Genomic DNA, 25124 nt, shown 5'->3' with positions numbered 1-25124 from the left:
AACGGTCTTCTTACCCTCCCCTGGAGGGGGAGGGTCGGCTCACATGGAGCGCAACGAAATGCGAGCGGGGTGGGTGATCTCTCCGCTCGGGCATTGGATGCGGAAAGACCGTCACCCCACCCCGTCTCACATTTCGCTGCGCTCCATGTGAGCCGACCCTCCCCCTCCAGGGGAGGGTAAGAAGATCACGCCTTCTCCAGCGCCGCGGTCAGATCCTCGATCAGATCTTCCGCATGCTCGAGCCCGGCGGAGAAGCGGATGAAGCCTTCGCTGATGCCGAGCGCGGCGCGGTCTTCGGGCTTCAGACGCTGATGCGTCGTAGTGGCCGGATGCGTGACGAGGCTCTTGGCGTCGCCGAGATTGTTGGAGATCTTCGCCAGCTTCAACTCATTGAGCACGCGAAACGCCGCCTGCTTGCCGCCCTTCAACTCGAAGCCGACCAGCGTCGAGCCGCCACGCATCTGCTTCTTCACCAGCGCGGCCTGAGGATGATCGGCGCGGCCGGGATAGACCAGCCGCGAGATCTTGGGATGGCTCGCCAGCACCTCGGCAATGCGCGCTGCGGTGTCGGTCTGCGCGCGCACGCGCACGCCCAGCGTTTCCAGGCCCTTGAGCAGGACCCAGGCGTTGAACGGCGAGATCGACGGGCCGGTCTGGCGCATGAAATTGTGGATGTGCTCGGCGATGAAGGCTTCCGAGGACAGGATGATGCCGCCGAGACACCGCCCCTGGCCGTCGATATGCTTGGTCGCGGAATAGACCACGACGTCGGCCCCGAGCGCGAGCGGGCTCTGCCAGATCGGGGTTGCGAACACGTTGTCGACCACCAGTCGCGCGCCGCCCTTGTGCGCGATCTCGGCGATCGAGGGAATGTCGAGCACATCTAACGTCGGATTGGTCGGGCTCTCCAGGAAGAACGTCTTGGTGTTCGGCTTGAGAGCGCGCTGCCATTGGTCGAGGTCGAGGCCGTCGACCAGCGTGGTCTCGATGCCGTAGCGCGGCAGCAGATCCTGCACCACATAGAGGCACGAGCCGAACAGCGCGCGCGACGCCACCACATGATCGCCCGCCTTCAGGGGCGCCAGGATCGCAGTCGTCACCGCGGCCATGCCGGTGGCCGCCGAGCGAGCGGCTTCGGCGCCTTCGAGCTCGATCATGCGGCGCTCGAACATCGCGATGGTCGGATTGGAATAGCGCGAATAGATGAAGCCGGGGTCCTCGCCCTTGAACCGCGCCTCGCACTCCTCGGCGCTGTTGTAGACGTACCCTTGCGTCAGGAACAGCGCCTCCGACGTCTCGCCATATTGCGAGCGCAGGGTGCCGGAATGGACCAGGCGGGTTTCGGGACGGTAAGTGGCAGGCGACTTCGACATAGGACCTCCGACATGACCATTCGAGCAAAAATGGTCACAAAAAAACCGGCCTGGATATCTCCATGGGCCGGGATCACAGAGGTCCCCGGCCTGTTTAGCGACTTATTTAACGTGGCTGCAAGCCGGCCGGCTCAAATCACCACGGGATAAGTGATGCTCATATTCCGCAATGCCCTTTCCGTCAAGGCGTCCATCGGATAGCCGTAAAAGGCTAGTATTTCCCGTATCTCGGGATGCGTTTGCCCCTTGCTGAGGACCCCCGGTTGACGTTCACGGTCGCTGCCGACGCCAATGGTATCCTGCCTGACCGCATGATTGCGGCGATGGCAGAGGCGGGGCTGATCCTGCCCGCCTACGACTTCGTCGAAAGCCAGATCCAGCCGGCGAGCCTCGATCTGCGCCTCGGCGACATCGCCTATCGCGTCCGCGCCAGCTTCCTGCCCGGTCCCGGCGCCACCGTCGCCGAGCGCATCGACGAATTGAAGCTGCACGAGTTCAGCCTTGCCGACGGCGCGGTGCTCGAGACCAACTGCGTCTACATCGTGCCGCTGCTGGAGAGCCTCGCGCTGCCGCCGGAGATCGTCGCGGCCGCGAATCCCAAGAGCTCGACCGGCCGGCTCGACGTCTTCACCCGCGTGATCGCCGACGGGACCCGCCGCTTCGACATGATCGGCGCCGGTTATCACGGCCCGCTCTATGCCGAGATCAGCCCGAAGACGTTTCCGGTGCTGGTGCGCGAGGGCTCGCGCCTGTCCCAGGTACGCTTCCGCACCGGTGACGCCATCCTCAATGCCGACGAGCTCGATGGCTTGCATGCGACCGAGCGCCTCGTCGACATCGACGATGCCGATCTGTCCGGCGGCGTCGCTGTCTCGGTTGACCTCTCCGGCGAGAAGGCCAACGGCTTCGTCGGTTACCGCGCCAAGCGCCACACCGGCGTCGTCGACGTCGACCGCCGCTCCGGCTATGCGGTGGAAGATTTTTGGGAGCCGATGTCGGCCCGTCCCGACGGCAGCCTGATCCTCGATCCCGGCGAGTTCTACATCCTGGCCTCGAAAGAGGCCGTGCAGGTCCCGCCCGATTACGCCGCGGAGATGGTGCCGTTCGATCCCTTGGTCGGCGAATTCCGCGTGCATTATGCCGGTTTCTTCGATCCCGGCTTCGGCTATGCCGGTGCCGGCGGGCAAGGCGCGCGCGCCGTGCTGGAGGTGCGCTCGCGCGAGGTGCCCTTCATCCTCGAGCATGGCCAGATCGTCGGCCGCCTCGTCTACGAGAAGATGCTGGCGCGTCCCGATGCGATGTACGGCCAGCGCATCGGCTCGAACTACCAGGCGCAGGGGCTGAAGCTGAGCAAGCATTTCCGGGTCTAGCGCTAGCCCCACGCTCCGCTGTCATGCCCGGCTTGGCCGGGGCATCCAGTACTCTGCGGCGATAGTTCGTTGCAAGAAACTTCCGCAGCGGAGTACTGGATCGCCCGATCAAGTCGGGCGATGACACCGAGTATGTGTCAGGATGCGAGCCGAAGTCCGGGCTACATGCGAGGTGGTGTCATGACCAATCCATCCCAACTCGACGCGAGAATCATCGACGACGTCGCGGACGCGCTGATCTATTCGGATCGCTCCGGCACGATCATGCGCTGGAATCGGGCATCGGCCGCCTTGTTCGGTTTCTCCGCCGGGGAGGCGCTCGGCCAGAACCTCGATCTGATCATTCCCGAGCATCTGCGCGCCGCGCACTGGAAAGGCTTCGAGGCTGCGCTGGCCAGCGGCACGATGAAGCTCGCGGGCAAGCCGACGCTGACACGCGCGCTGCACAAGAGCGGGCGCAAGCTCTACATTGAGATGACCTTCGCGCTGGTACGGGATGCCGGCGGAGCCGTGCTCGGATCGGTCGCGATGGCGCGCGACGTGACGGAGCGCATCGAGCGCGAACGCGCGGCCAAGGCTGCGCAAAATTCGTGATGCGGAATTGACGGGCCGTCGTGCAGGGCGGTCTGCATGCGTGCCATGTTGCCTGTCACCGGGTGCAGTGACACATTCGATCAAAACAACGATCGGGAGCGAACATGACCGCCGCATCAGACACAGCGCAGCAAGCCCAACGGAAACGCTGGCGCGCGGTCGCCGATCTCTATCACGCCTACTTCACCGGCCTGATCCTCACCGTGGTCACGCGGCGCGGCACGGCGGATGCCGCTGAATTTGTCTTCCGCGTGTTCCGCCGCCAGCAGCAGGAGCGCTTCCTGCCGGGGCTGGAAAAGCTCGGCCTCCGTCATCTGCCGCCGGCGGTGGCTGCCGCGCAATATCACTATCTCTCGAACTGGATCGGCGGCGTGCATGTCGAATACATGTATGAGAGCGACACCAAGGCCTGGATCCGCTATCCGCCGCCGCGTTGGATCTGGAAGGGCACCGCGATCTGCGGCGTGCCGGGCGAAGTCAGCTGCGCGATGCTGCGTGGCTGGCACGCCAACAACGGCGTAGCCCTCGGCGATCTCCGCCTCGGCTTCGTCTGCACCAAGCAGAGCGTCGACGGCCAGGATGGGCTCGAAGGCTATTATCATCAATACGATCATCCGCTCGATCTTGACCAGCGCCTGGTGTTCGCGCGGCATCTGGAGGCCCCTACGTTCGATGCGAAGACCGCGCCGGCTTTGCCGGTGGCGAGCTGGCCGAAACCGCGGCTCGAAAAAGCCTATCGCAACTACGCAATGGAATATGTCCGCACCGCCGCGCCCGTGATGGTGCAGCTGTTCGGCCCCGAGGACGCCGGCTATCTCCTGCATCTCACCGGCAAGCTGATCGGCATGCAATATTTCGACGAGGTCGCGGCGGCGTTGGCGATGAGCCGCGGCGGTGCGGGCGAATTCGCATCGTTCCTGAGCGCGCTGTTTGCCGCGCAGGACGATGCGGCCGAGACCTCGCAATCCGAAGGCGCCTTTGCAATCCATCAGCAGAGCTGGAGGCTGATGGACGATGTCGCCGACTATCACCAAACCTGCGCCAAGGTGCTGGAAGGATTGTTCGAAGGCCTCGCTGCAGGATGCGGAAGAAACATAGGCGTGCGCATGCACACCGCGAAGGGCGGCCGCCCGCCGCTGGTCTGGACGATTGAATAGCGACGGTGACAAGCCGCCGCCGCAGGGCACGCCTGCACCTGACGCAGGAGGAATCGGCGCCCGCCATGCTAACAAGCCCTGCCGCGCCCTGCGCGCGAATAGATTGATTGGCACACCTGTTTATTGCCGCGCCGCAAATGGCGCTCGTGTCCGGGAGAAGACATGTCCGACATCGCCGAAATCCCGGTCGATGAACAGGAGCGCCCGCTGCCGCCGCCTCCGCGGCCGGTCAGGAGCGCGCTGACCGACGGTCCGATCCTGCGCACGCTGCTTGGGCTCGCTTGGCCGAACGTGATCGGGTTGTCGGCCGGCATGTGCGTGGTGATCGCCGAGACCTCCTATGTCGGCCGGCTCGGCGTCGAGGCGCTGGCCGCGATGGCGCTGGTGTTTCCGACCGTGATTCTGACCATGACGATGTCGGGCGGCGCCATGGGCGGCGCGGTGGCCTCCGCCATCGCGCGTGCGCTCGGCGCCGGGGATCGCGAGCGCGCCGGAACGCTCGCCGTGCACGCGATTCTGATCGGCATCAGCTTCGGTCTCGTCTTCATGCTGGGAATGCTGATCTTCGGGCCGCGCCTGCTGGAATTGCTCGGCGGCCGCGGCAATGTGCTGACCCACGCCATCGCCTACACGCAGGTGTTTTTCGGCGGCGCGGTGCTGCCCTGGCTGCTCAACACCCTGGCGGGCGTCCTGCGCGGTACCGGCAACATGAAGCTGCCGTCGCTGTTGATCCTCAACTCGGCGGTCTGGCAGATCGTGCTGGGGGGCACGCTGGGCCTTGGGCTCGGGCCGGTGCCGCAGCTCGGCATGCGCGGCGTCGCGGCCGGCGCGCTGATCGCCTATTGCATGAACATCGGCGCGATGGGCTGGTATCTGTTCTCCGGCCGCGCCCGAATCGTCCTGAAGCTGCGCGGCCTGCGCATCCAATGGGCGATGTTTTTCGACATCCTGAAGGTCGGCGCCATCGCCTGCTTCTCGCCGCTGCAATCGGTGCTGACGATCTCGATCTTCACTCACATACTGGCGCAGTTCGGCACCGCGATTCTCGCCGGCTACGGTATCGGCGCGCGGCTGGAATTCCTGCTGACCTCGATCGCATTCTCGTTCGGCATCGCCTGTGTGCCGATGGTCGGGATGGCGATCGGGGCGGGCCGCATCGCGCGCGCCCGGCGCATCGCCTGGATCGCCAGTGCTGCGGCCTTCGTGGCGGTCGGCGCGCCGGCATGCCTCGTTGCGATCTTCCCCGATCTCTGGGTCAACATCTTCACCGACAGCGTGGCCGTGCGCGCGGCGAGCCATCAATATCTCTCGACGGTCGGACCGTTCTACGCCTTCTTCGGCCTTGCAACGACGATGTATTTCTCCTCGCAGGGCGCCGCCAAGGTGATCGGGCCGGTGCTGGCGCAGACCGCGCGATTGATCTACATCGCCGCTTGTGGCTGGTGGCTGTCGGCCCACGGCGCTACAGCGCAGAGCTTCTTCTGGCTCGCCGCAAGCTCGATGGTCGTGCTCGGCCTGCTGTCGTGCTCCAGCGTGGTGCTGACCCGCTGGGGACCGCGCAAGATGAAACCTGCGATCAGGCCAGCTCTGTCAGCTGCTGCCGACTAGCGATGCCTGTGGCGGCGATGGCCGCCGCCGGCATTGGCGAGCCGCATCAATTGCGGGATCATCGCCATCATGTCTCCGCCTCCGGCGCCGCCGAGCATGCCCATGACGTCGCGGCCGCCCATGCCGCCGAGCCCGGCCGGCATATAGCCGCCGCTCATCGGCGTGTAGCCGCCGTAGTTCGGCGCACCGAAGCCGCCGCCGAGATTGCCGCCGGACAGGCCGCCGCCCATCATGCCGCCGAGCCCGCCGCCGTTCTCCATCATGCGACTCATCATCGGGCCCATGGTCTGCATCAGCATGGCGAAGCGGCGCTTGCCCATCTTCGCCTTCATCATCTCCAGCATTGGCGCCATCTGGGCCATCATGTCCTCGCCATCGGCACCACCACCAAAACCCGCAAGCTGCGCCTTCGCCGGCGTGCTCGCGACGGAAAACAATAGCAGCACGGCGGCCGCCTGGCAGATCACCTTGTCCGCACCTCTCATGGCATGCTCCTCGCGTGCGTGGCTCCGCCGGGAAAGCGGAGCCAACCGGACGCACGTCGCATGGTTACGGCTGGCGAGGGCGGATCGCTGTGAGAAAGGTCACGCCGCGGCGGGCGGAAAAGCCCTGTGCAACGCGATCACGGCTTCGCTGGTCTGTCCCTGAACATAGGATGCAAGCTCGTTCGGCAACATGTCGATGGTCCAGACCAGGCGGCACCGCGTCTCGTCCTCGGCGATCACCTGCACGCAGGCGCTGTAGTGCTTCAGCCGCTCGTTGTTGATCGCATAGACCAGCCGTCGTCGCGCGTCGTCGCAATCGACCAGCACCTCGCGTGCCACCGAACCGTTGGCAAAGGTGACGATGCGCGCATCGCCGTCGAGGTTGCAGGCGGTGACGAAGCCCGGCACCAGCCGCTGATGCAGCGCGCCGAAGTCGCGCACCGCGTCCCAGACGTCGCGCGCGGAGGCGGGAAGGGGAATGTCATTGTGGATGGAGGCCATGGGGATTCCTATAATGTGGAGAGGCGGGCGATAGGGCCGTCATCTCAGGTGTCATCGCCCGACTTGATCGGGCGAACCAGTATTCCAGAGATCGACGTGATAGGATCGAGAAGCCGCGGCGTACGGGATGCCCGGTCCCGGCTTCGCCAAGGCTACGCCGGGGCCTCAAGGGTGCTCGGCCGCCGAAGCTTTAGCGAAGGCGGCAAGCCGGGGCATGACGGCTTGTAGCGAGGCGCGAGCACGCTCACGCACAAACCGCCTCGACATTGTTGCCATCAGGGTCGATCAAAAACGCCGCATAATAGGTCGGGCTGTAATCCTTGCGCGGCCCGGCGCCGCCATTGTCGCGACCGCCGTTCTTCAGGCCTTCGCTGTGGAACGCCTTGACCGCGTCGTGACCCTTGGCGCGAAACGCGATATGCGCGCCGTCGGCCCTGCGTCCCTTGTTGAGGTGCAGCCACAGCGCCGGCTCGCCCGTCGGCCCGAAGCCGGCATAGCCGTCGCCGCTCGAGCACAGGACATAGCCGAGCGGCGCCAGCACTGCTGTGTAGAAGCGCGTGGCGGCATCGAGGTCGGCAACGCGCAATCCGATGTGGTCGTACATGATCGTCTCCATTGCAGAAGCGCGCCGCTTGATGGCGCGCGCCGGAGACGAACCTAGTCAGTTGAGGGCAAGCTGCTCTTGGAGAATCTTGCTCTCCGCCCGTGCTAGCTAGATCGGGTAGCGCCATTTCAAGGCGCGGCGCAGCAGCAGGATTATTATGAACAGAACAACCACGATCAACCAATAGGCCCATGGAATCGTCCCCTCGTGCCCAAGATGAGCCATGTAAAGGGAGAGGCCGAGCAACGTCATGGTGAGCGCCGCGGTTGACCAGTACAGCGGTGATCGCGCCATACCGGTTGCGGCATATTCGTCCGCCTTCTCATGCGCACGCCTCATGCGGTAGTAGGCGAAGGCGCCGATGCCGATGATCAGGATCCATTCCACGTTGCGTCTCGCGGCACGCTTCGGTCGGACTTTATCGCGGTGCACGGGAGGCGATCTATTCCGCCGCGTCTGGTCAAGGAAGGCTTAGCGCTGAGCCCCATCAGTTCACAGCCAGTCTTTCGTCGAGAATCTTGCGCTGTCCCTTCGAGGCCTGCCGGAACTTGGTCGGCGAGACGCCCGCGGCGCGATGGAAGGTGCGGACGAAGTTGGAGAGATCGCCAAAGCCGACGTCATAGGCGATGTCGGTGACCGCGGTATCGTCCTCGGTGAGCAGCCGCGCGGCGTGTCGCAGGCGCGAGCGCACCAGATATTGATGCGGGGTGACACCGAGCACGGCCGAGAACAGCCGCAGGAAATGGAACGGGCTGAGGCCGGCCTGCTTTGCTGCCTGCTCGAGGTCGAGCTCGGCATGCGAATTGTCGTCGATCCACAGCGCGGCTTCCACCGCGCGGCGGCGGTCGCGCGCAGTGGGCCGCGCCGGCTTGCGCGCCTTGCCCGAGACGACCTCAATGAAGCGGCCGGCCAGGATTTGGCCAACCTCGTCGAGGCCGAGATCGCTGTTGCCATCTGCCGCCGTCTGGGCCAGCTCGCCCAGCACCATCAGTTCGGGCAGCGGCGACGTCGCGCCGACCTGCCAGACCTCGCGGCGTCCCCCGAGCGCGTCGACCAGATCTTCACTGAGGAAAAAGGACAGGCAGACGTCGCCGCACACGTGCTCATGCGTGCAGGTGTATTCCTCGCCGGGGGCGCCGACCAGCATCGAGCCCGCCACCAGTTCGAAGAAGCCGGCGCGGCAATGGCAGCCGAAGCTGCCGGAGCGGACGTAGGCGATGGAATGGCCGGTGCGGCATTCCGCAAATGGCGTGTCCTCCGGTCCCGCATCGCAGCGAAATTCGGAGACCGTCAGCGATGGCGTCGTCAGCAGCGTGGTCGCTTCCATGCCGCCTATCTAGGTAGGCGCGCGTGGCGGGGCAACCGGCAGCAGCACCTCGAACAGCGTCTTGCTGGCGATGGGATGGGCGCCCTCGAGCGCCAGCAGCCGTCGCTTGGAGATCACGCCGGCGTAGGGCGAGAGTCGGTCGGTGTAATTGCCGGCCTCCAGCACCCGGTGGCAGGGGACGATCAGCATGTAGGGATTTTTTGCGATCGCCTGCGCCACCGAATGCGCGGCACCGGAGGCGCCAAGCGCCTTCGCAACCTCGTGATAAGTGCGCGTGTCCCCGCGCGGAATGGTGCAGGCGTATTCGTAGACGCGCCGGTTGAAGGCGGGCACGCCGCCGGCGTCCAGGCTGACGTCGGAAAAATCGGGGTCGCTGCCCTGCAGCAGGCCCACGATGCCCTCGATTGCAAGCTCGGCGTTTTTGGACGGCCGTTGCTCACGCGCCTCGGGATGGACCGCAAAAATCCGGCGGCGGGTGTCGATCTCCCGCGCCTCCGGCAATTGCACCGCGACCACGCCGGTGCTGCTCCAGACGATGCCGCAGCGCCCTATGGCCGTGTCGAAGATCGCGTAACCACGCCCCACGATGCACACGCCCCACTCAGTGCACGTCTCCCCAGACACGAAATCATAACACCGCCACAATCCGGCGCACCTGGAATCTTGCCAAACCGTTAAGAAGCGTCAGGTTGCCTGCGCCAAAGCGCTTGGCTCGCGGCGCCGTCTCGGCTAATCAGGGGGTGCGCGAAGCACGCGTGCGCGGGCGTAGTTCAATGGTAGAACGGCAGCTTCCCAAGCTGCATACGAGGGTTCGATTCCCTTCGCCCGCTCCAGCCTGTTTCAATATATTTCACAATGAGTTGTAGTGGAGCCGAGGTTCCCGACCGGGGCTGGGGGCACTCAAGTTCTACAACACTTCTACAACGCAATGCTTGCCGGTAGTGGCGGACAATGATCCGACGACGCACGCGCCAACATCGAGGCCGCGCATCAAGCCGCCCTTGGCGTCCGCATCACTGCGGCGATGTTGTCAGGCCTTATCGCCAGTGAATCTGCGGCCTCGAAACCACTAAGAGTGCCGCAAATGCTTGAACGTCGGTCGTTCGGATACGATATTTCGTCCCCAGCAGGTATTGTAAAGCCGATGGAATTGCATCTCGTCGCCGACACGAATCTTTTTTTCGAGTTCAAGCCGCTTGAGCATTTGCTTTGGAGTGAACTGGCGGCGGACCCGATCATCATCGTGTTGACCAAGCCTGTGGTCGACGAGATCGACAAGCACAAGAAGAGCACCGGCCGCACGCGGGATCGCGCGATTGATATCTTTAACCGTCTCCGCGCAATGCTGACGTCGGGTGCCACCGAGGCCGTGATCCAGGATTCGGGGCCCCGGGTCATGCTTCGGCGCATGACAAGCGTCAGGCCGGATCCCAAGCTCGAAGATCACTTGGACTACGGGAAGCCTGACGAGAAACTCGTCGGCATCGTTGCAACGTTGGCAGGGCAGGCTGCCGGCTACGACGTGAAACTCTTCACCGATGACGCAGGCGCGGCAGGAACCGCCGCCGACTTCGGAGTGCCGTTCCAACTGATCGACCCCGGCTGGCGACGGCCACCCGCGGAATCGACCGAAGCGAAGCAACTCAAGGAGGCCAAGAAGGATCTGGCGATGTACCGGTCGCTGGAGCCGAGGATCGTCATCCGCTGCGAGACCGCCGACGCGGACGGCGTCGTCACGGTCGTCGACAAGGTTGCGAAGCCCCTTGCCGAGCTAGAGGTGGACGCGCTGAGCGAGGCTCTCCGCGCGAAGCATCCAGCGCGCGCGGACTTCTCGCCGCCTCCAACGTCGACGTCAACGGACGTCTGGGGCGAGACTAAGACGATCGAATATTCGCCGCAGTCGGACGACGAGGTCGCGAACTACCGTGACGTACGCTACCCGGCCTGGATCGAAACGTGCCGTCAGTCGCTGCGGGGCCTGCATGTCGGCCGAGACGAGGCTGCCCCGCTCGTCCTGCTGCGATGGGCGATGTCGAATGACGGATCGCGTCCGGCGAAGGATGCGGCCGTGGTGTTCACATACGTCGCCAACAAGGCCCGCTTCACGTCTGGCTTTCTGGATTCGGGATTGGGTGTCGCCTTTACGGCAGGCTACGTCTGTCTGCAGATTCTTGTCGTTCTGGCTTGCATCTCGCTCATCTGCAGCAAGACGCTGGGAACCCGTATCGCTAAAGCAATCATTCTTGTCGTGATTGGGATCATGTCCGGATGGGCGTTGGCGGGCCTGCATCATGTGGTTCATGCCCCCCATGGCCAGGCGAACGTCTGGCACACGTACCTAATCCTGTATTTTCTGCCGATGATGTCGCTTGTTGCCGCCAGTGGCGTCTGCGCGGAGCTGCTGGTCGTCATTTGCGATCACCTTTATGAGAAGGTCGCAGCAAGGCGTCTTCCTGCGACGTCCGATCTGCCACCGGTAGGGGCATAGGGTCGCGCTGGACCGCTCGCGAACGCCACTGGGTGAGCACCTGCTGGAGTACAGGGAAACACTCCTGCTATCGAAAGCGAGTTAGCTCGTCACCCCTGCGACCCCGCGCATTGCGCTGTGGCTTTCGAACGGAGAAAGTTTTCGCGTTCGTTTATGATTTATTCATTTTGTGGTGCGATTGTCATGGTGCCGACATCCGAAAACTAGCTGCCTTTTGAGGCATCCATGACCGAATCGATCGAAAATGTTGCGAATTTAGACATCCAAAAACCGACATTCATGGGCTCGCCGGGAATCACCGGCGCGGACCTCCGGGCTTGGCGCAAAAAGTACGACATGACCCAGGACATGTTGCGTTTGGCTCTGGAGGTAGGGTCTCGCCAGACCATTATCACCTGGGAGAAATCAACCACGCGGCTGCCTAGGTGGGTACAGCTCGCCCTGATCGGCTTGGAGCACGCCGACGGACATCAGTTCATGACGGGGTACCGCTTCTCGGCATCGGAAGCGCGTGCAATTCGCAAAAAAGCGACGTTCTGAGGCTTGCAATGACGCCGGCCGCCCATAAGTCACTGGACAGGCCTCCCACCTACGCCCTGTCGGTGGACATCGGGGTCTGTGTCTATGATCAATGGAAACTCTGGGGTGATGCCCCGTCCAGCCGGACGCTAAAGGGCGACATGATCTCTGGTGCCGCGACAAGCACCGCGTGGTGGGCCACAGGCCACGCAAAGCGATCCCTGCAATTGCAAACAGCCCCATGGGCTGAGGGATCGTTCTTATGAAGACCATCGGTTGGGCCGCAATCATCTACAATGTCCACGACGTCCTGACGTTCTGCGCCGTTCTGCTCCTTATCGTCGGAGAATGCACCGCCACGTATATCGCGCACCGGAAACCGGAGCAGAGGTGACTACTTTTTCTTTCGGCGGTCAGCTTTTCGGTAGCGGCTACAATGTGGCTGCCACAGTGATAGATGGCGCTTGTCACCATCTGAGTGTCAGTCATGTCCCGGATCGATTGCTTCTGCCGTTCATTTTGCGTGATCGTCAGGTACGCTTCCCAGGTTTTGTCGCTCTCCTCTTTTGTCTTTGCTTCGTTCAGGGAGTGGACGAGTTCGTTTCGGACGTAGGACGCTTGCAACAGAAGGTCCCACATCGGTCTGCCGACTCCGGGAGGGTCAATATCCCTTAGCGCTTTGATCTTCTTGGACGTGAAGAAGTAATGCGCGGGGTCTTTCCCATAGGCTTCCAGCATCTCGATCAGAGATCCCTCGACAGTGACTTGGGCCTTCACCACGGCTTGCATCATGTCGTCGATGCGGGCGATGCGCTCCATGGAACGCTTGTGAGTTTCCTCAAAGAGCTTTTCCCGCTCGGTTGGCTCGGGCTCCTCGAGCATCACCCAATTCTCTTCGTCCGCCATGTCTCCCTCCCTGGTTGCGGAAACCATGGCATAACTTGGGAGGTAGTTCTATGTCCGGCGGCCCCGCAGGTTTAGTCCTGCTACGGACGGAGACTTGCCTGCCGTGACTGCCGACCACTGAAGGGGATTAGACCCAGTGAGAGGTACCGAGAAGCGCGCGTGCTCGACGTGCTTCTGAACGCCAAGGCCGACTGGCGAACAGTCAGTATTCCCCCCGACAGATTTCACCAATCTCTGTATCACCGCGCCATCTTCACCTTGCAGAACTCGTTTCACTGGGACGTGCAAGCGAGCGACTTCAGCGACGCATTTTCTTCCGCGACAGTTACACGACGCGGATATGCTGCCAAGTATCCGAAAGTAATGCATCCACCGCTTCATCGAATTCTGATGCAATCCAGACATTGCCCGGTGACTTAGGATAGCGATCCTGCAGTTCGCGGCCAAGCAAAACCTCAGCCGCGCGCAACTCCCGATCCAGAATCGGCGGCGTGGGCGGGAGATCAAGCGACACCTGAAAGTCCTCAGTTTGTGGCTGCCGACGTCCTCTCTTCTTCGCCACACCAGGACGAGCAGCCGCACGGACGTATGCGCCAGCTTCCCTCGTCCGCAGCTTGATGCGCGACCGCGCCGCCATCGGTCTAGAGCTCATAGCTGAGCTCCCGTCGATGATGCCGGTCCTTCTGCGTCTGCCGCTCGAATGGTCGCGAACTCTCAATGACGTCGAGCGTGGAAATCTTCGGCGAGGCGCGCGCGAGCCGTTCGGCCAGCCAGTTTTGACGCTGGTTAGCCGAAAAGACCAAATCATCGCGCTGCTGATCGAAGGGCAGTTCGGAGGCGAGGCGGCGATCGATACTCTTGGCGTCGACCACGAGCGTCGTCCGCTCCCGCGCACGGCTTGCCGCCACGTAAACGTCATGGCGATTGTAGCTGTGATCCAGATACACGACCGCATGATCGACCGTGAGGCCCTGGCAGCCGTAGACTGTCGAAGCATAGGCCCAGCCAAGCCGGGGACGTCCCTGCGCGTCGGCAAGCCGCGCTGCATCGAAGGCAATCCGCTGCCCTCCGATGTCGGCCTCGATGAGAATCCGATTGGCGCTGCTGAAGGGCCCGGCGGACTCACTGACTGTAATGATGGTCGCCGTGGAGCCGTTGACGACGCCAAGTTCGTCATCGCGAACGAGGAATCTGATCTTGTCCCCGGCCCCCAGCTCGATCTGGGTCGAGTGACCGGATGGAGTCGCCGCGGTGAAGCTGACCTCGGTGCCCTTGATGATGCCGCTGTTCTTGAGGCGCTCGCGCGCCGCCTGCGAGATCGCGGCAACGGCCGCGTTGGACTTGGCAACAATCAGGACCGAGGCACCGGGATCGCGTGCATGGACTTGCTCCGCCGAATTCAGCACCTCCGTGATGGCCGCCTTGGCGCCGTCCGCCTCGACCAAGAGGCCCCGATCTGCGAACGCCTCGAGCCCGCGCGCTGCCTGCCCGGTGCCGAAGTCTGTGATGGCCTCCCGCGCCCACACCTCGCGCTGGCGAACAATGATGTTGACGCGGGCAGCTTCAACGGCGCGCGCCACCAGATCAAAGCCAGGGCCGGCGCCGATGGCCTGGAGCTGACGCCGATCCCCCACGAGAACGATCTTGGCGCCGGCCTTGGTGACGGCGCCGAGCAGCGCGTGCATGTCGCGCGAGGAGAGCAGGCCGGCCTCGTCGGCAATCAGAACCGTGTGCTCGTCAAGAACCTTCTCGCCGGCTTTGAGCCGCGCGATCCAGGAGGCCGTCGCCCGCGCCTCGATTCGGAGGTCATCCCGGAGCATGTTGGCGATACGCCACGCGGATGCGGCGCCGATCACCCGGCATCCGGTTTTGGCGTATCCCTCCACGACTGGCGCCAGGAGCGTCGACTTGCCCACTCCAGGGGCGCCTTCGACGATAGCGACCGCCGAGTTTGTGGTTGCGGCGAGCGCCGCCTCTGTCTGCTCAGCTGTGAGCCCGCAAGCCCGGCAACGATCCGTTACCGACTTCGGATCGATGGCGAGCCATGGCTTGTTCGCGAGACGTTGCGCCTGTTCGACGACGTCCCGCTCGATCGCGAGCATTTCCGGAGTGGAGTAGCAGGGCAGGCCAAGCGCATCACGGCCGATCTCGAGAACGGCGCCCTGGCTCAGCAGGCGATCGAGCTCGACATCCGCGCGCTCGACCGGCAGGCCGGTGCCGACAAGGGCCATTGCGACCGAGCGCAAGAGTTCCCGTCGCTCGATGACGCTCTCTCGCTCGGTGAGGTTGGCTGGCAACGCGGCCAATCGCTCGGAGAGCAATCGTTCCCCGGCCTCCTGATCAGCCGTGTTTGATTGGTCGCGCAAGCTTTCGGCGAACGCGCCTGTCTCGATACCCAGCGATCGCGCGGCATCACGCCAGACGTCCTCCCGTCCGACGCTTTCCCTCTCACGCTTGCTGCTTCGCGTCGCCTTGGCGATGGCGGCCGCCAGCGCAGTCGCTTGGCCGCTTGTGACGCCATGTTCGGCGAGCTCGTCCTCGATCTCCTGCCGTCGCGCGCTGAAATACTTAATCGTTGCATCATCGACGCCGGCAATTTCAAAGACGCCGTTTTTGCCAATGCGGTCGATCGCAAATCCGATCTTCTCAAGCTCATGCGCCAGCGCGGCATGATATGTTGCGCCGGCCGCCATCTTGAAGTCGCGAATGAGTTTCGAATGCAGCCCGCCGACTGTATGATCGCTTTGACGTGTCGCGATGTTCAGGCACACGCAATGTGTATGCAGATTCGGATCCGCGAACACGCGTCCGTCGCTGTGCTGAGCTTTTCGGCTTTCCCCGTGCTGGAACGTAGCGGAAGTCAACGCAACTTTTTCCAGGAACGCGCCATTGAATCCGCGGCGCGCCCAGGTTGCCTCGCGTTCCAGCACGCCGAGCGTCGCGCGAACGGCGTTCTGCTGGGCCGCTTCGACCAGGCATTTTGTCTCGTGCGATCCAAGACCCCAAACCAAGCTGACCGAGCGTGGCGCGCTCAGCGTGACGTCGAAGGCCGGCGTGCGATCTCTGTGTCGGCGAACCTGGTCGAGCAGCGACACGCCGTTTTCATCGAGCGCATGGTAGAGGCGTTCGAAGGTGGCGCGGTCGACGGGCGAGCGATCGACTACAGCAAAGTCACGAGCAGGCGCGTACCAGATCCCCGCCGGCTCTCCACTGCCGGCGTAATACTCAGTCTCACGCTGGCGCGTGTAGTAGGCGCTCGCCGCTGCTGGATTCCAGGTCGCAACCACGAAGAAAGGCCCCCGTTTGGAGGCCTTCCAATTACACCCGAGTAGGCTGACAAATTTCGGGAACGAAGCTTGAAGCCAGATTCCTCGGCTATTATTATCGACGGCGGCGCCAAATGGTGACCGGCCAGGTCAGGAGCGCCGGATTGCCGATGCCGACCGCGATCGCCTTTACGGTGTTGCCGAACACGCCGAGCTCATAGGCCAAGCGCTCGGCGCGAACGATGGGTACCTCCTTCCTCACGCTCGCCTTGCTCTGCGAGGTCGTCGTGCCCTGCGGACCGCTCGTTGCGGTCGTGGTAGTTTCCTCCACTTCGACAGTCCGCTTGCCAATCATTTCCTCGGAGAACTGCACGGTGCCTCCGTCAAGGTTCTGCTGGCAGACGATCTTGGTGCGGAACCGACGCAAGATACTGGTTGCGAGTTTTTCGCCATAGCGCTCCTGGAGCTGCTCTATCTCATGCAGGGCGGCAGCCAGGACACCCACACCCTTGTTTCTTCCGAGATCGACCAGGTCCGGGAAACGGCGCAATCGGCCAAGCGAGGCCAGCTCATCGAGGCAGAGGAAGATGCGGCGCGTTTGCGAGTTCGGAAACGACTCGTCGTTCACGTGGGCCGCGATGGTGTCGACGATGGCGCCAATCCAAGCCGCGGAGAGTTCGGGATAGCGGCCAGAGCGCTGCACCACGACCGTTCGCGGCTGGGCGGGATTGGATCCGTCCAGCCATTCCCGAAACGAGAACTGCCGGTTTGCGGGAAAATCGCGCCAGTTGTCCGCGAGCGGCCGGAGGAACCGCAGCACGGCGGCACGCAGCGACAGGAAAAAGCTCACGGTCGTCCGCGACAATCCGCCGGTCTCGGGATCGACCTCGATCAGCTCGGCTGCTGGCGGATAGACGGCCTGCAACTGCGTCTTGAGCTCCACCGGATCTGACAGCGCCGCCTCATAGAACTCGGGCATGCCCCACGCGGTCCCGTGACCACTCTGGCAGAGCACCGCGCATCCGGCGAGCAGGGTACCGCTGCCGGATTCCCAGATGCTTTCATCGGTATGCGGGGCGAGCAGCGCACCGAAGGCTTCGGCGTCGCTCTTGCTCAGCACGTCACGCCCGACTGCCCAGGCGTAGCCGCCCGACCGGTGCCCGTGCAGCGCCGCGAAGGCAGCATCAGGCAGCGGGAGGCCGCTTAGAATCTCCCCGGTGGTGTCGTGGATGAGGAGGCGAACATTACGGTTGGGCCATCGGTACATCGCGGCAAGAATCTCTTGCAATAGATGCAAGATGATTCGTGTCTTCGCCGATCCAGGAGCCCCCAGAAGCAGCACGCCGCGAATCTCGCGCAGCCGCGACAGAATCACCCCGGGCCCCAGCGCAATCCCGAGGCCTTTCTGCTGATCCTCTTGCGCCATGAACGCCGAAGCGCCTCTCCTGGCAGCGCCTCCTTGCTGCAGTTCCAGCCCTTCATAGTGCCTGCGCGTATCGATGATAGCGGCGTCGCGCATCATGATGCGCGAGGCCGTCAACCAGGCCGCGAGCCAGGCGAGCAAGCAGCCGCCGATGCGGATGTAGAACTCGAACACCATGTTGGTCGCGATCGGAATGCGCCAGGCGGTTGCGAAAGCTGCAAGCGCATGAGTGCAGGCCGGAATGACCGTCGGCCATTCGGCCAGTACGCCGGAGTACGACGCGCTCAAGGCGTCCCACAGCAGCGGACCGGACCCGGTCCACGGCGCGTCGGCGTACCAGCCGATCGGCGGAACGACCCAAAACGCCACCCACACCGCCATCACCAGCATGGCCACGCCGACAGGGAAGCGCACGCGCTTGGTCGCTTGCAAATCACGCTTTTCGTAGGTAGCGAGCTTCATGTCAGTCTCCTAATTGAGTTGGCCACGATGCCGCCACACGACGAGCGTCGTCTGGGCGGGGATGTAGGCCGGGCCGATGTGTTGGTTGGCCTGCCGCAGCTCCGCCTCAGGCATCTCGAGCAGGCTCGCGGCGCGATCCCACGCCATGTCTCGCATTGGCACGTAGGTACAGCCATCGACCCAGCCGCTGAGCCGCTGGCAGGGCGGCCAGGTCGAGGCTTGCACGCTGCGGACCGGCGGGGTGCGGTAGTGCCACCAATCGAGGGCGGGGCCGACCGCGAGGCTCACGAAGAGTACGAGGAGCCCCGTCAACACGCCGAGCATCGCTGCTCGCGCAGCCGTCGGGATCGCGATCCAGCGGAGACCTGTCCAGGAAGTAGGCTTACCCACCGACACCGCCTGCGGCTCCGGCAACCGATGCTCCGGTGCGACGTAGCGAACGATCTCGGCATACTGCCGATCAGTGAGTCCTTGCAGTTCTGGGCGCGGGAGGCGAACGAGCTGTTCGGGCGTCATCGCCTTCAGCCGGTCCATACGCGCCAACTGCTCCGCACTCTGCTGCGCGCGCAGGGTGCTCACATCCTTCAGGAATGCCTTGAGCCGCTCAGCCATGTCCGCCCCCGAGGAACGGGAGGATGCGCGTCAGTTCTTTGTGAATCTTTCCGCTCCAGTCCGCAACGTCGTTCACGAAGCGCTTCGCGTACGACAGCGGCTGTCTCGTCCGCATCATGGCCTCGCGGAAGTGGTCGTGGCGCCAGGACATGATCACCGGCGGCGACTCACCCAGCATCTCCAACAGGCGTCGCGACTGAGGCCTCAGCCGCGGCAGGCGGATGTGGGTATAAGTGTCGAGGAGGCGGTCAACACCTTTGGCCAATTCGTCCGGCATGTCGTGCGAGGCCTTCTGCGGGCAGCCGTCGCGCTCATTGAGGACGATCACGATTTGAGCGGAGGGCAGGATGCGCTCGAGCCTCGCCGCTTGTCCGAGCACCTGACGCACTGACTCCGCCGTGGCGACCATGACCAGGAAGACCACCACGTTCAGACCGAGCGCCGAGATGTCGTCGTCGACGTCGACCTCCGCGATGAACGCGTTCGCGAGCTCGGTCAGCGCGCCCCCCACCTCGAGCAACACCGACGTATTCGTCTGCGGCATGGTCGTGAGGGCCTCATGGAAGGGGGCGAAGACGGGCAGAAGGTCGCGCTCGCCATCGGCATCCGCGTCGAGCCTAGCGGCATGCAGGCTCTGGACCTCGGGGCCCAGAAATCTCTGGAGCTTGCCCTGCTCGTCGAGCTCGAAGACTTTCAGCGTGAGGTCGACGAGCGAGAACGCCATCGCGAGGAGGATCGCGAGCAGCGACTTCCCGACGCCGCCCACGTCGCCGTCGACAATGCACGTGACGGGCGGGGCGAGCTTCTTTACGGGGTGGGTCGGCGATTTGGTCTTGGCCATGTGGCTCCCTCTTCGTTTGACGGGAGCCGAAACGCGAAGGGCCCCGCCGATTGCGGAGCCCTTCTATTAAGGCCAGTTCGGCCTAAGGATTTCGGGAACGAAGATCGTTACGAAAATACTTGCGCTACAATGCCTTATTGATCCAGAACTCGCGGCCATCCGCCTCCGCAACGGTGAAAAACTCTTCCCAAGGCGCCCGCGCCCTCACCCGGAGAGCGAGATCCCGGAGCGCGCGGGCCGCCTCAGTCTCCGCATCGACGCCGTCGCTTGCATCCGCCAGCGACATGAAGCGCTTCAGCCGTTTGATGTGCTTCGGCTCGAACATGACGCCGACGCCGCGTTCGACGCGGCCCAGGAGCATCGCGCAATCGAGTTCGCTTTTGTAGAAGATAACGTTGGCATAGATGGAGGACGGGTTGAGGTCCATCGCCGCGGCCGCCAGCATCAGCTGCGGCAGCGACGGCCCGCCCTCCTTGTTGTGCGCGAGCTCCTGATGCTGGGCCGTCGCACGCTCGCGCAGAAACTTCGCCTGCATCTCATGCTGCTCCTGCGCATTCGCCTTCACGAATTCGCCGCTCTCCATCACCTTGCGGAGCTCGGCGGACATCGCGTGCTGAGCCTTCAGGAGCTGCTCAGCCTTGGCGTAGACCGCGTAAGAGGTGCGCACGAGTTCGAGCTGCTCCTCCTTCACGAACGCCCGCTTGGCGCCATTGCGCAACCCTTCCAGCACGCCAGCATAGACCGACTTCATGGCCTGATGTGCGGTCAACCCCGGATACCAAGCCTCCACACGCCTCTGGCCAGCATCGAAGCAGTTCCTCGCCGACAAGTTCCTGAGCAGCGGCTGCAGGGTCTCGAAGATCTCGCCCCGCCGCGTTTCGGTGGCCATCTTGCGGCCTTCCTGACGATCGTCGCAGGCCCGCAGCCGCTCGGTCACCATCGTCACAGTCACGTACAGTCCATCACGGGCGCGCTCCTCCAGTCCTGCCACGTCCTGTCCACCATGCGGACGCTCGGGGGTCTCGTGGAGCTTGGTAACCTCCATCAGAACGAACTCACCAGCGATGAACCTGTCCCGGTCCCGGCAGAGCGGCAGGACTGCATCGAGTTCGGCAGCTTTGGTCGGGACGATCAGGAGGTCATCGTCGCAATCCTCCCGAAGCCGCTCCAGCAGGCGCTGGTTCGGCATGGGAATGCCGCGAGGGTGCCGCTCGATGTTGATGAGGAGGAATGGGCACGGGTTGCGACTGAGGTCGTCGAACGCCTCCTTGGGCGTAACGAGGCGAATGCGCAGGTCGGTGTCGGGCATGTTTGATCTCCGAATATGAATGGACGTCCCGACCATGGCCCATTGGAGGGCAAGAAATTTCGGGAACGAAGCTTGTTGCCGGCATGGAAGCACGATTACTGCTCAGACGACCTGGATACCGACGCCTCGAAAGCATGCGTTCGCAGCCAGAAATTCCTCCAGAGCCCGGCGGCGCTCCTTGACCGGGTACGTCCAAACAGCCTCGTCGAGCCGCTCGCTCAACCAGCGCCATCTCGGCGGCTGCAGCATGCAGCTCGGGATCACATGGTGGTCCCCGAGCAGAAAACGCTCGCTGCGACAATAGTTGAGGCACCGCTCAAAATTCGTCGCGATGCAGGCGGTAAGAGCGCCGACGCGTGCAAGGTGGTCGCGCTTCCAGCGAGCGATAATCTCTTCCGCTGGAGCTAGGCCAAATACCGCCTGGTAGGCGGCGACGTCACCCTGCGCTCGTCGCGGTCTTCCATTTCCGCAGAAATAAAACTCTGCAAGCAGACCAGCAGACGCCGCGAACGACCACCGCGCGCGATCTGACCTAAGTTGTTCCGCAGACTCGTCATCCGGCACGAAACCGGCGGCTGCGCGTTCCGAGCTCGCGTGAATGATGAGATGGCCCCTAACCATGCCGCTCGCGTTCGCGGCGGCGTAGTGGGCAACCTCATGGAGGATCGCTCCGAGCCGACCGTCGAGAAAAGCGTCGGCCAGCTCGGGACGGCGAAGCAAAAGGTCGCGGTCAAGCCGTATCACGGACTCGTCAGACAACGTCGCCATTCGCATTGAGGTTAGTGGACGCGGTCCGCCGGCGCGGAGCCGAGCGGCGTATGCACGTTGAAGGAAAGACAGCCGAGCGCCAGCACCGCGTTGCCCATGTCCCGCGCGTCCGGACGTTCGCGGATCTCAAGCTCGAGGCTCTGTCCATCGCGCGAGCAGTAGAGCTGGCCGACGACGCGGCGACGGATCAGAAGGACGAGCCGCGGCTGCGTGAAGAAGCCGTCCACGACCTGAAACCCTTCCAGCCGGAGCTTGCCGCGACGCGATGCCCTTACGATCTTTGACGCCAGCGCCGGCGGATCGATGACCATATGGAGCGGCAGCGTGAAAGCCGCGGTGAGATCCGGGTTGGACACGTCGACCGTGACGGTGTACCGCACAGCGCCGCCGGACATCACGCCGAGCTTCGACGCAACGTCGGCGTTGTCCACGAGAAAGCTCGTCGTTGCCTGGAGATCCATGGCTGCCGATTCCATGAAGACGGCAGCGGGGATAAAGTCGTTGTCGGTGTCGATCGTAGACATTTCTGTACTCCTTAACTACATCTACATTTCCTTGTTCGCGGCGGTCAGGGCCATACGCATGACGGCGTCCGCATCGTGCGGCATGATTCCGAGCACACGAAAATTGCCGCTGCCATCGTGCGTGAAGTCGACCACGGCGAGCTTCAACCCGACGTGGCCCGGCGTGATCGGCGTGGCGGGGACCATCGGCGCCCTCTCGGGCTCCTTCCTCGGATCAACCAAGAACTGCCAAACACGCTGCAGATGCTCATTCCGCTCCGACTTGGTCCGTTCCCGCATGATGCGGCGGTACTCGCGACAGGCCTTTTCGATCGGGTGGCGCTTCAGCCAGTCAGGAAACGCTTCAGACGCCACCTGCTGGTGGACCGCAAGAGCCGCGACTTGCGCATACTTGCACACCCGGTCGCGCAACCAGGGATGCGCGGTCCGGGTGAACGCCCGGAAGATCGGGTAGCACTCGTTCTTCGTGCTACCGTGGACCTTGATCTGACGCTCAGCCAAGAACTGTGCCTGAGAGCCGGCGGCGGAGATCGCGCAGTAAGCGGTGTAGATCAGCGCCACCGTCTTCTCGGTTGGCACCTTCCGGCCGACTTTCTCGAGCTGATCACGCAAGACCTCGTTGCAGGACTCGACCGCGCGGTCCGCTTCCGCAATCATCGATTTTGCTGATTGAGCAACGTTTTCCGTGTTGCCTCCGTCAGGATCGATATCGTCCGCGTCAAAGCGGTCACGGGCGTGCTGGACAGAGTCGGTGAAATCCATGATCCTTCCTCCTATCTGCTTGCGAGCTACTCGAGCTCTTCGTCGCGCTGCCGGCGCAAATACTTGAAAAACTCTTCCGAAGTTTCGAACGTCGTGCACTTGGCAGTCAGGAGCTTGTCGACATCCATTGCGATGCCGAAGCGGACCCTCTTTGCGATTTCCTCGACGGTCGACACCACGTCGGTCATGCGCGGACGTTCGGGGCCGACCAGAAGCCCACATCCTGCGAAGGTGCGCCTGCCCAGCGCGAAGAACGCGGGATTGCGCTTAAGCAGCGCTTCGTCATCGACGTAGAGCACGTCGCCGGTCCTGAGTTCGGTGCCCCAAGCGATGTTGCCCCCGACTGCCGCTTGGAGCGAAGCCAAACGGTGGTCGACACCATGGGCCTCGACAACACGGCGAAACGGGTCGATCAGGATCGCCCGCAGCGGTGCGCTCAACTGAGGCCCGATCTTCGCAATTTTCGTCGAATTTGATGCCATGCTTTTGCTCTAAGTTCGATGGTTTCAGGCACAGACGTTCCGGGAGCGACGCTGCTGCACCGGTACTTGTTGCTTAGAGGTGAGCGGCTGGCGGGTCTAACCCACGACGTGGACTTGACAGGTCGGCAAAACTCTGCCGCCGGCCCGAGCAAATGGAGTGAGACTGTGGGAACGAAACTTCCGCTGTATGGATACATTGACCCGACCGCGACTGGAAAACGGGGAAAGGCAAGGCGCGCGAAGGACATCGGACTCGTCCAGAAGTTCCTCGACTACATGAATCGGCCAGACGTACAGCAGCATCGTGCGGACTTGATACTGGAGGGCTTCAATATGGGCGTCGATCCCTGGACTCATGGTGTCCACGACGAAGTCAACTCGAAGACGCGGCCGGAGCTCGAAGAGCTGATAAACCGAATCCAAGGTAAAGGGACTATTGTCGTCCCCACGGTGCACGATCTTTGCGAGAACAATAGCGAGGAGGCTGTAGATCTCGTCGAACGGATTCTTGTCGATAAGATTACCGTTCTAGCCATGAAAGATGAAATCTTCCCGCTAGATCACTTCATGTGCGATCCGCACGAGGACTCGGCCGTCTTCCAAGCAATGTCCTCGAATGTGCTTGAGGTCCGAAGGATGCTGGAGCGGTTTATTGGGAATCGTGAGAACATGAACTCCAACGACAAGGGAGCTCTCGCGCCGCCTAAGCGAGTTGGTTTGGCGGCGCCTTGAGCGCCGAAATCCGATGAAGCGGGGCGCCATCTACCGGCCCACGATAGTGCGTGCTGACGAAAATCACTTTACGATGTTCGGACCTGGGTCCGTAGGGCTGCATCTTGAAGTGGCCGCTCACCGAGATCCGCCGGGTGAGCTCCCACCCATCCGGCTCTCCACCCTCCGTCCTGCCGAACTTGTTCGCGGGAGCCTTGAGACGTTCGACTTGAAACAGCGTAAAGCGCTTCCATCCGCGACGCGCGCTCCGGTCCATCCGGCATCGCATCGTGTCGGCGCCCGCTCGCAGTCTTTCGCGATCACGGGGCACCGCCACCACCGAATACGCCAAGGCCAACCAGATGAGGCTCTCGACCTTGGGCGTCAAATCGTCGGGATCCCAGTTCACGTCCGCGAGCTCGCCCAGGAACGACGCAGCGAATTCGTCGCAGCACACGGGCCCGTATCCCGCGGTCCACTTGACCGTTCCGAGCGCGACCCGCCCGACGGGACCGAGCTTGACAAAGATGCGGAGCCGATCCGTGTCGGACGGCGCCCATCCCTCGCTGGGCTCTGGTTCGTCGTCTCTCGGAATCCGCGTCACAAGGATTGCCTTGACGTGCAGCATCGGACCAAGGCGGATCGCCTTATCGGCGATATCGATATAGGCGGAGATACGCTCTTTGAGCAGTTGATCGGCCGTGCGCACGACCTCGGGAGAGGCGGCAGCATTCTCGAAAAGGGCGACCAGGTCGGCTCCGATTGCGCAAGCGTAAGGGCCAGCACCTTTCAGCTCGTCGGGCCGACGAAAGAATGGCCACAGTGCCGCGGCCGCTTCGTACGTTTCATCGCAGGGAATTCCAAGTTCGGCAGATGCGAACAAGCGATCCGCGGCCCCATCCGTCATCTCTCGAACGATCTGGTAGTCGCTGGTGTTGTCCGTAATCCCGGACACCCTGTTTGCAAGCGCCATCCTCAGATTGCGCCCCGTATGCGCGGTATATTCGTCTAACCAGGTGAGCATCGCTTTTG

Annotated in this window: 26 protein-coding genes, 1 tRNA gene and 1 riboswitch; of the genes, 8 read left to right on the top strand and 19 right to left on the bottom strand. The window is 63.2% G+C overall.

The annotated features are described in order from the left end of the window. Positions 1-185 precede the first annotated feature (185 nt). Positions 186-1373: an O-succinylhomoserine sulfhydrylase gene (locus tag IVB01_RS25195; RefSeq protein ID WP_247281824.1), complete on the bottom strand. Its 1188-nt coding sequence runs from the start codon at positions 1371-1373 to the stop codon at positions 186-188. 73 nt (positions 1374-1446) lie between these two features. Beyond that, positions 1447-1526: riboswitch (SAM riboswitch) on the bottom strand. 110 nt (positions 1527-1636) lie between these two features. Between IVB01_RS25195 and IVB01_RS25190 the strand changes: the two genes are divergently transcribed. The 4 genes from IVB01_RS25190 (at position 1637) to IVB01_RS25175 (ending at position 6102) form a co-directional block, all read left to right on the top strand. Next, positions 1637-2743, top strand: coding sequence for a 2'-deoxycytidine 5'-triphosphate deaminase (locus IVB01_RS25190; protein ID WP_247281823.1), 1107 nt, complete (start codon positions 1637-1639; stop codon positions 2741-2743). A gap of 180 nt (positions 2744-2923) precedes the next feature. Next, positions 2924-3337, top strand: a complete 414-nt coding sequence (locus IVB01_RS25185) for a PAS domain S-box protein (RefSeq protein ID WP_247281822.1) — start codon at positions 2924-2926, stop codon at positions 3335-3337. 104 nt (positions 3338-3441) lie between these two features. After that, entirely contained in the window at positions 3442-4494 is a 1053-nt protein-coding gene (locus tag IVB01_RS25180) for a hypothetical protein (RefSeq protein ID WP_247281821.1), read from the top strand. Between the two features lie 162 nt (positions 4495-4656). After that, the gene (locus tag IVB01_RS25175) at positions 4657-6102 is read left to right on the top strand and encodes an MATE family efflux transporter (protein ID WP_247281820.1); all 1446 of its coding nucleotides are present in this window, start codon (positions 4657-4659) and stop codon (positions 6100-6102) included. Here the strand turns inward: IVB01_RS25175 and IVB01_RS25170 are convergent. From IVB01_RS25170 to IVB01_RS25145, 6 genes are all read right to left on the bottom strand, one after another. Beyond that, the gene (locus tag IVB01_RS25170; protein ID WP_247450598.1) at positions 6099-6587 is read right to left on the bottom strand and encodes a hypothetical protein; all 489 of its coding nucleotides are present in this window, start codon (positions 6585-6587) and stop codon (positions 6099-6101) included. The genes IVB01_RS25175 and IVB01_RS25170 overlap by 4 nt on opposite strands. Before the next feature lie 99 nt (positions 6588-6686). Continuing rightward, the gene (locus tag IVB01_RS25165; protein WP_247281818.1) at positions 6687-7088 is read right to left on the bottom strand and encodes an SRPBCC family protein; all 402 of its coding nucleotides are present in this window, start codon (positions 7086-7088) and stop codon (positions 6687-6689) included. A gap of 244 nt (positions 7089-7332) precedes the next feature. Further along, positions 7333-7692 carry a VOC family protein gene (locus IVB01_RS25160; RefSeq protein WP_247281817.1) on the bottom strand — a complete coding sequence of 120 codons (360 nt, stop codon included), beginning with the start codon at positions 7690-7692 and terminating at the stop codon, positions 7333-7335. 108 nt (positions 7693-7800) lie between these two features. Further along, positions 7801-8079: a hypothetical protein gene (locus tag IVB01_RS25155; RefSeq protein WP_247281816.1), complete on the bottom strand. Its 279-nt coding sequence runs from the start codon at positions 8077-8079 to the stop codon at positions 7801-7803. 100 nt (positions 8080-8179) lie between these two features. After that, the gene (locus tag IVB01_RS25150) at positions 8180-9019 is read right to left on the bottom strand and encodes an AraC family transcriptional regulator (protein ID WP_247281815.1); all 840 of its coding nucleotides are present in this window, start codon (positions 9017-9019) and stop codon (positions 8180-8182) included. 9 nt (positions 9020-9028) lie between these two features. Next, entirely contained in the window at positions 9029-9607 is a 579-nt protein-coding gene (locus IVB01_RS25145; RefSeq protein WP_247450657.1) for a methylated-DNA--[protein]-cysteine S-methyltransferase, read from the bottom strand. Positions 9608-9778: 171 nt separating this feature from the next. Here IVB01_RS25145 and IVB01_RS25140 point away from each other — a divergent pair. The 3 genes from IVB01_RS25140 (at position 9779) to IVB01_RS25130 (ending at position 12047) form a co-directional block, all read left to right on the top strand. Next, a tRNA-Gly gene (locus IVB01_RS25140) sits at positions 9779-9852 on the top strand. 251 nt (positions 9853-10103) lie between these two features. Next, on the top strand, positions 10104-11507 hold the full coding sequence (locus IVB01_RS25135; protein ID WP_247494975.1) for a PIN domain-containing protein: 1404 nt from the start codon (positions 10104-10106) through the stop codon (positions 11505-11507). A gap of 225 nt (positions 11508-11732) precedes the next feature. Beyond that, positions 11733-12047: a hypothetical protein gene (locus IVB01_RS25130; RefSeq protein ID WP_247494974.1), complete on the top strand. Its 315-nt coding sequence runs from the start codon at positions 11733-11735 to the stop codon at positions 12045-12047. 270 nt (positions 12048-12317) lie between these two features. Here IVB01_RS25130 and IVB01_RS25125 read toward each other — a convergent pair whose 3' ends face one another. The 11 genes from IVB01_RS25125 to IVB01_RS25075 form a co-directional block, all read right to left on the bottom strand. Beyond that, positions 12318-12932, bottom strand: coding sequence for a DUF885 domain-containing protein (locus IVB01_RS25125; protein WP_247494973.1), 615 nt, complete (start codon positions 12930-12932; stop codon positions 12318-12320). Positions 12933-13257: 325 nt separating this feature from the next. Beyond that, positions 13258-13446 (bottom strand): hypothetical protein, encoded by a 189-nt coding sequence (locus tag IVB01_RS25120; protein ID WP_247494972.1) that lies wholly within the window; start codon positions 13444-13446, stop codon positions 13258-13260. Positions 13447-13573: 127 nt separating this feature from the next. Beyond that, positions 13574-16219, bottom strand: a complete 2646-nt coding sequence (gene mobF / locus IVB01_RS35745; RefSeq protein WP_247494971.1) for a MobF family relaxase — start codon at positions 16217-16219, stop codon at positions 13574-13576. A 94-nt stretch (positions 16220-16313) separates the two neighbouring features. Further along, complete coding sequence (locus tag IVB01_RS25110; RefSeq protein ID WP_247494970.1) at positions 16314-18011, bottom strand: type IV secretion system DNA-binding domain-containing protein; 1698 nt, start codon at positions 18009-18011, stop codon at positions 16314-16316. A gap of 81 nt (positions 18012-18092) precedes the next feature. Further along, the gene (locus IVB01_RS25105; protein ID WP_247494969.1) at positions 18093-18695 is read right to left on the bottom strand and encodes a hypothetical protein; all 603 of its coding nucleotides are present in this window, start codon (positions 18693-18695) and stop codon (positions 18093-18095) included. Further along, complete coding sequence (locus tag IVB01_RS25100) at positions 18688-19536, bottom strand: hypothetical protein (protein WP_247494968.1); 849 nt, start codon at positions 19534-19536, stop codon at positions 18688-18690. Before IVB01_RS25100 ends, IVB01_RS25105 begins: the two co-directional genes overlap by 8 nt. 124 nt (positions 19537-19660) lie before the next feature. Next, positions 19661-20845, bottom strand: a complete 1185-nt coding sequence (locus tag IVB01_RS25095) for a hypothetical protein (protein ID WP_247494967.1) — start codon at positions 20843-20845, stop codon at positions 19661-19663. 102 nt (positions 20846-20947) lie between these two features. Beyond that, positions 20948-21604 (bottom strand): hypothetical protein, encoded by a 657-nt coding sequence (locus IVB01_RS25090; RefSeq protein WP_247494966.1) that lies wholly within the window; start codon positions 21602-21604, stop codon positions 20948-20950. Between the two features lie 20 nt (positions 21605-21624). Then, complete coding sequence (locus IVB01_RS25085) at positions 21625-22137, bottom strand: hypothetical protein (protein WP_247494965.1); 513 nt, start codon at positions 22135-22137, stop codon at positions 21625-21627. A gap of 21 nt (positions 22138-22158) precedes the next feature. Beyond that, positions 22159-22899: a hypothetical protein gene (locus tag IVB01_RS25080; protein ID WP_247494964.1), complete on the bottom strand. Its 741-nt coding sequence runs from the start codon at positions 22897-22899 to the stop codon at positions 22159-22161. 26 nt (positions 22900-22925) lie between these two features. After that, positions 22926-23381: a DUF3846 domain-containing protein gene (locus IVB01_RS25075; protein WP_247494963.1), complete on the bottom strand. Its 456-nt coding sequence runs from the start codon at positions 23379-23381 to the stop codon at positions 22926-22928. Between the two features lie 165 nt (positions 23382-23546). On the opposite strand from IVB01_RS25075, the gene IVB01_RS25070 reads away from it, so the two are divergent. Continuing rightward, complete coding sequence (locus tag IVB01_RS25070) at positions 23547-24113, top strand: hypothetical protein (protein WP_247494962.1); 567 nt, start codon at positions 23547-23549, stop codon at positions 24111-24113. Here the strand turns inward: IVB01_RS25070 and IVB01_RS25065 are convergent. After that, a complete protein-coding gene (locus IVB01_RS25065; protein WP_247494961.1) occupies positions 24085-25116 on the bottom strand; it encodes a hypothetical protein in 1032 nt (343 codons plus the stop codon). The genes IVB01_RS25070 and IVB01_RS25065 overlap by 29 nt on opposite strands. Positions 25117-25124 lie beyond the last annotated feature (8 nt).

The sequence above is a fragment of the Bradyrhizobium sp. 164 genome, assembly GCF_023073715.1.
Lineage (GTDB): Bacteria > Pseudomonadota > Alphaproteobacteria > Rhizobiales > Xanthobacteraceae > Bradyrhizobium.
This window is presented reverse-complemented; position numbering and strand designations above follow the sequence as displayed.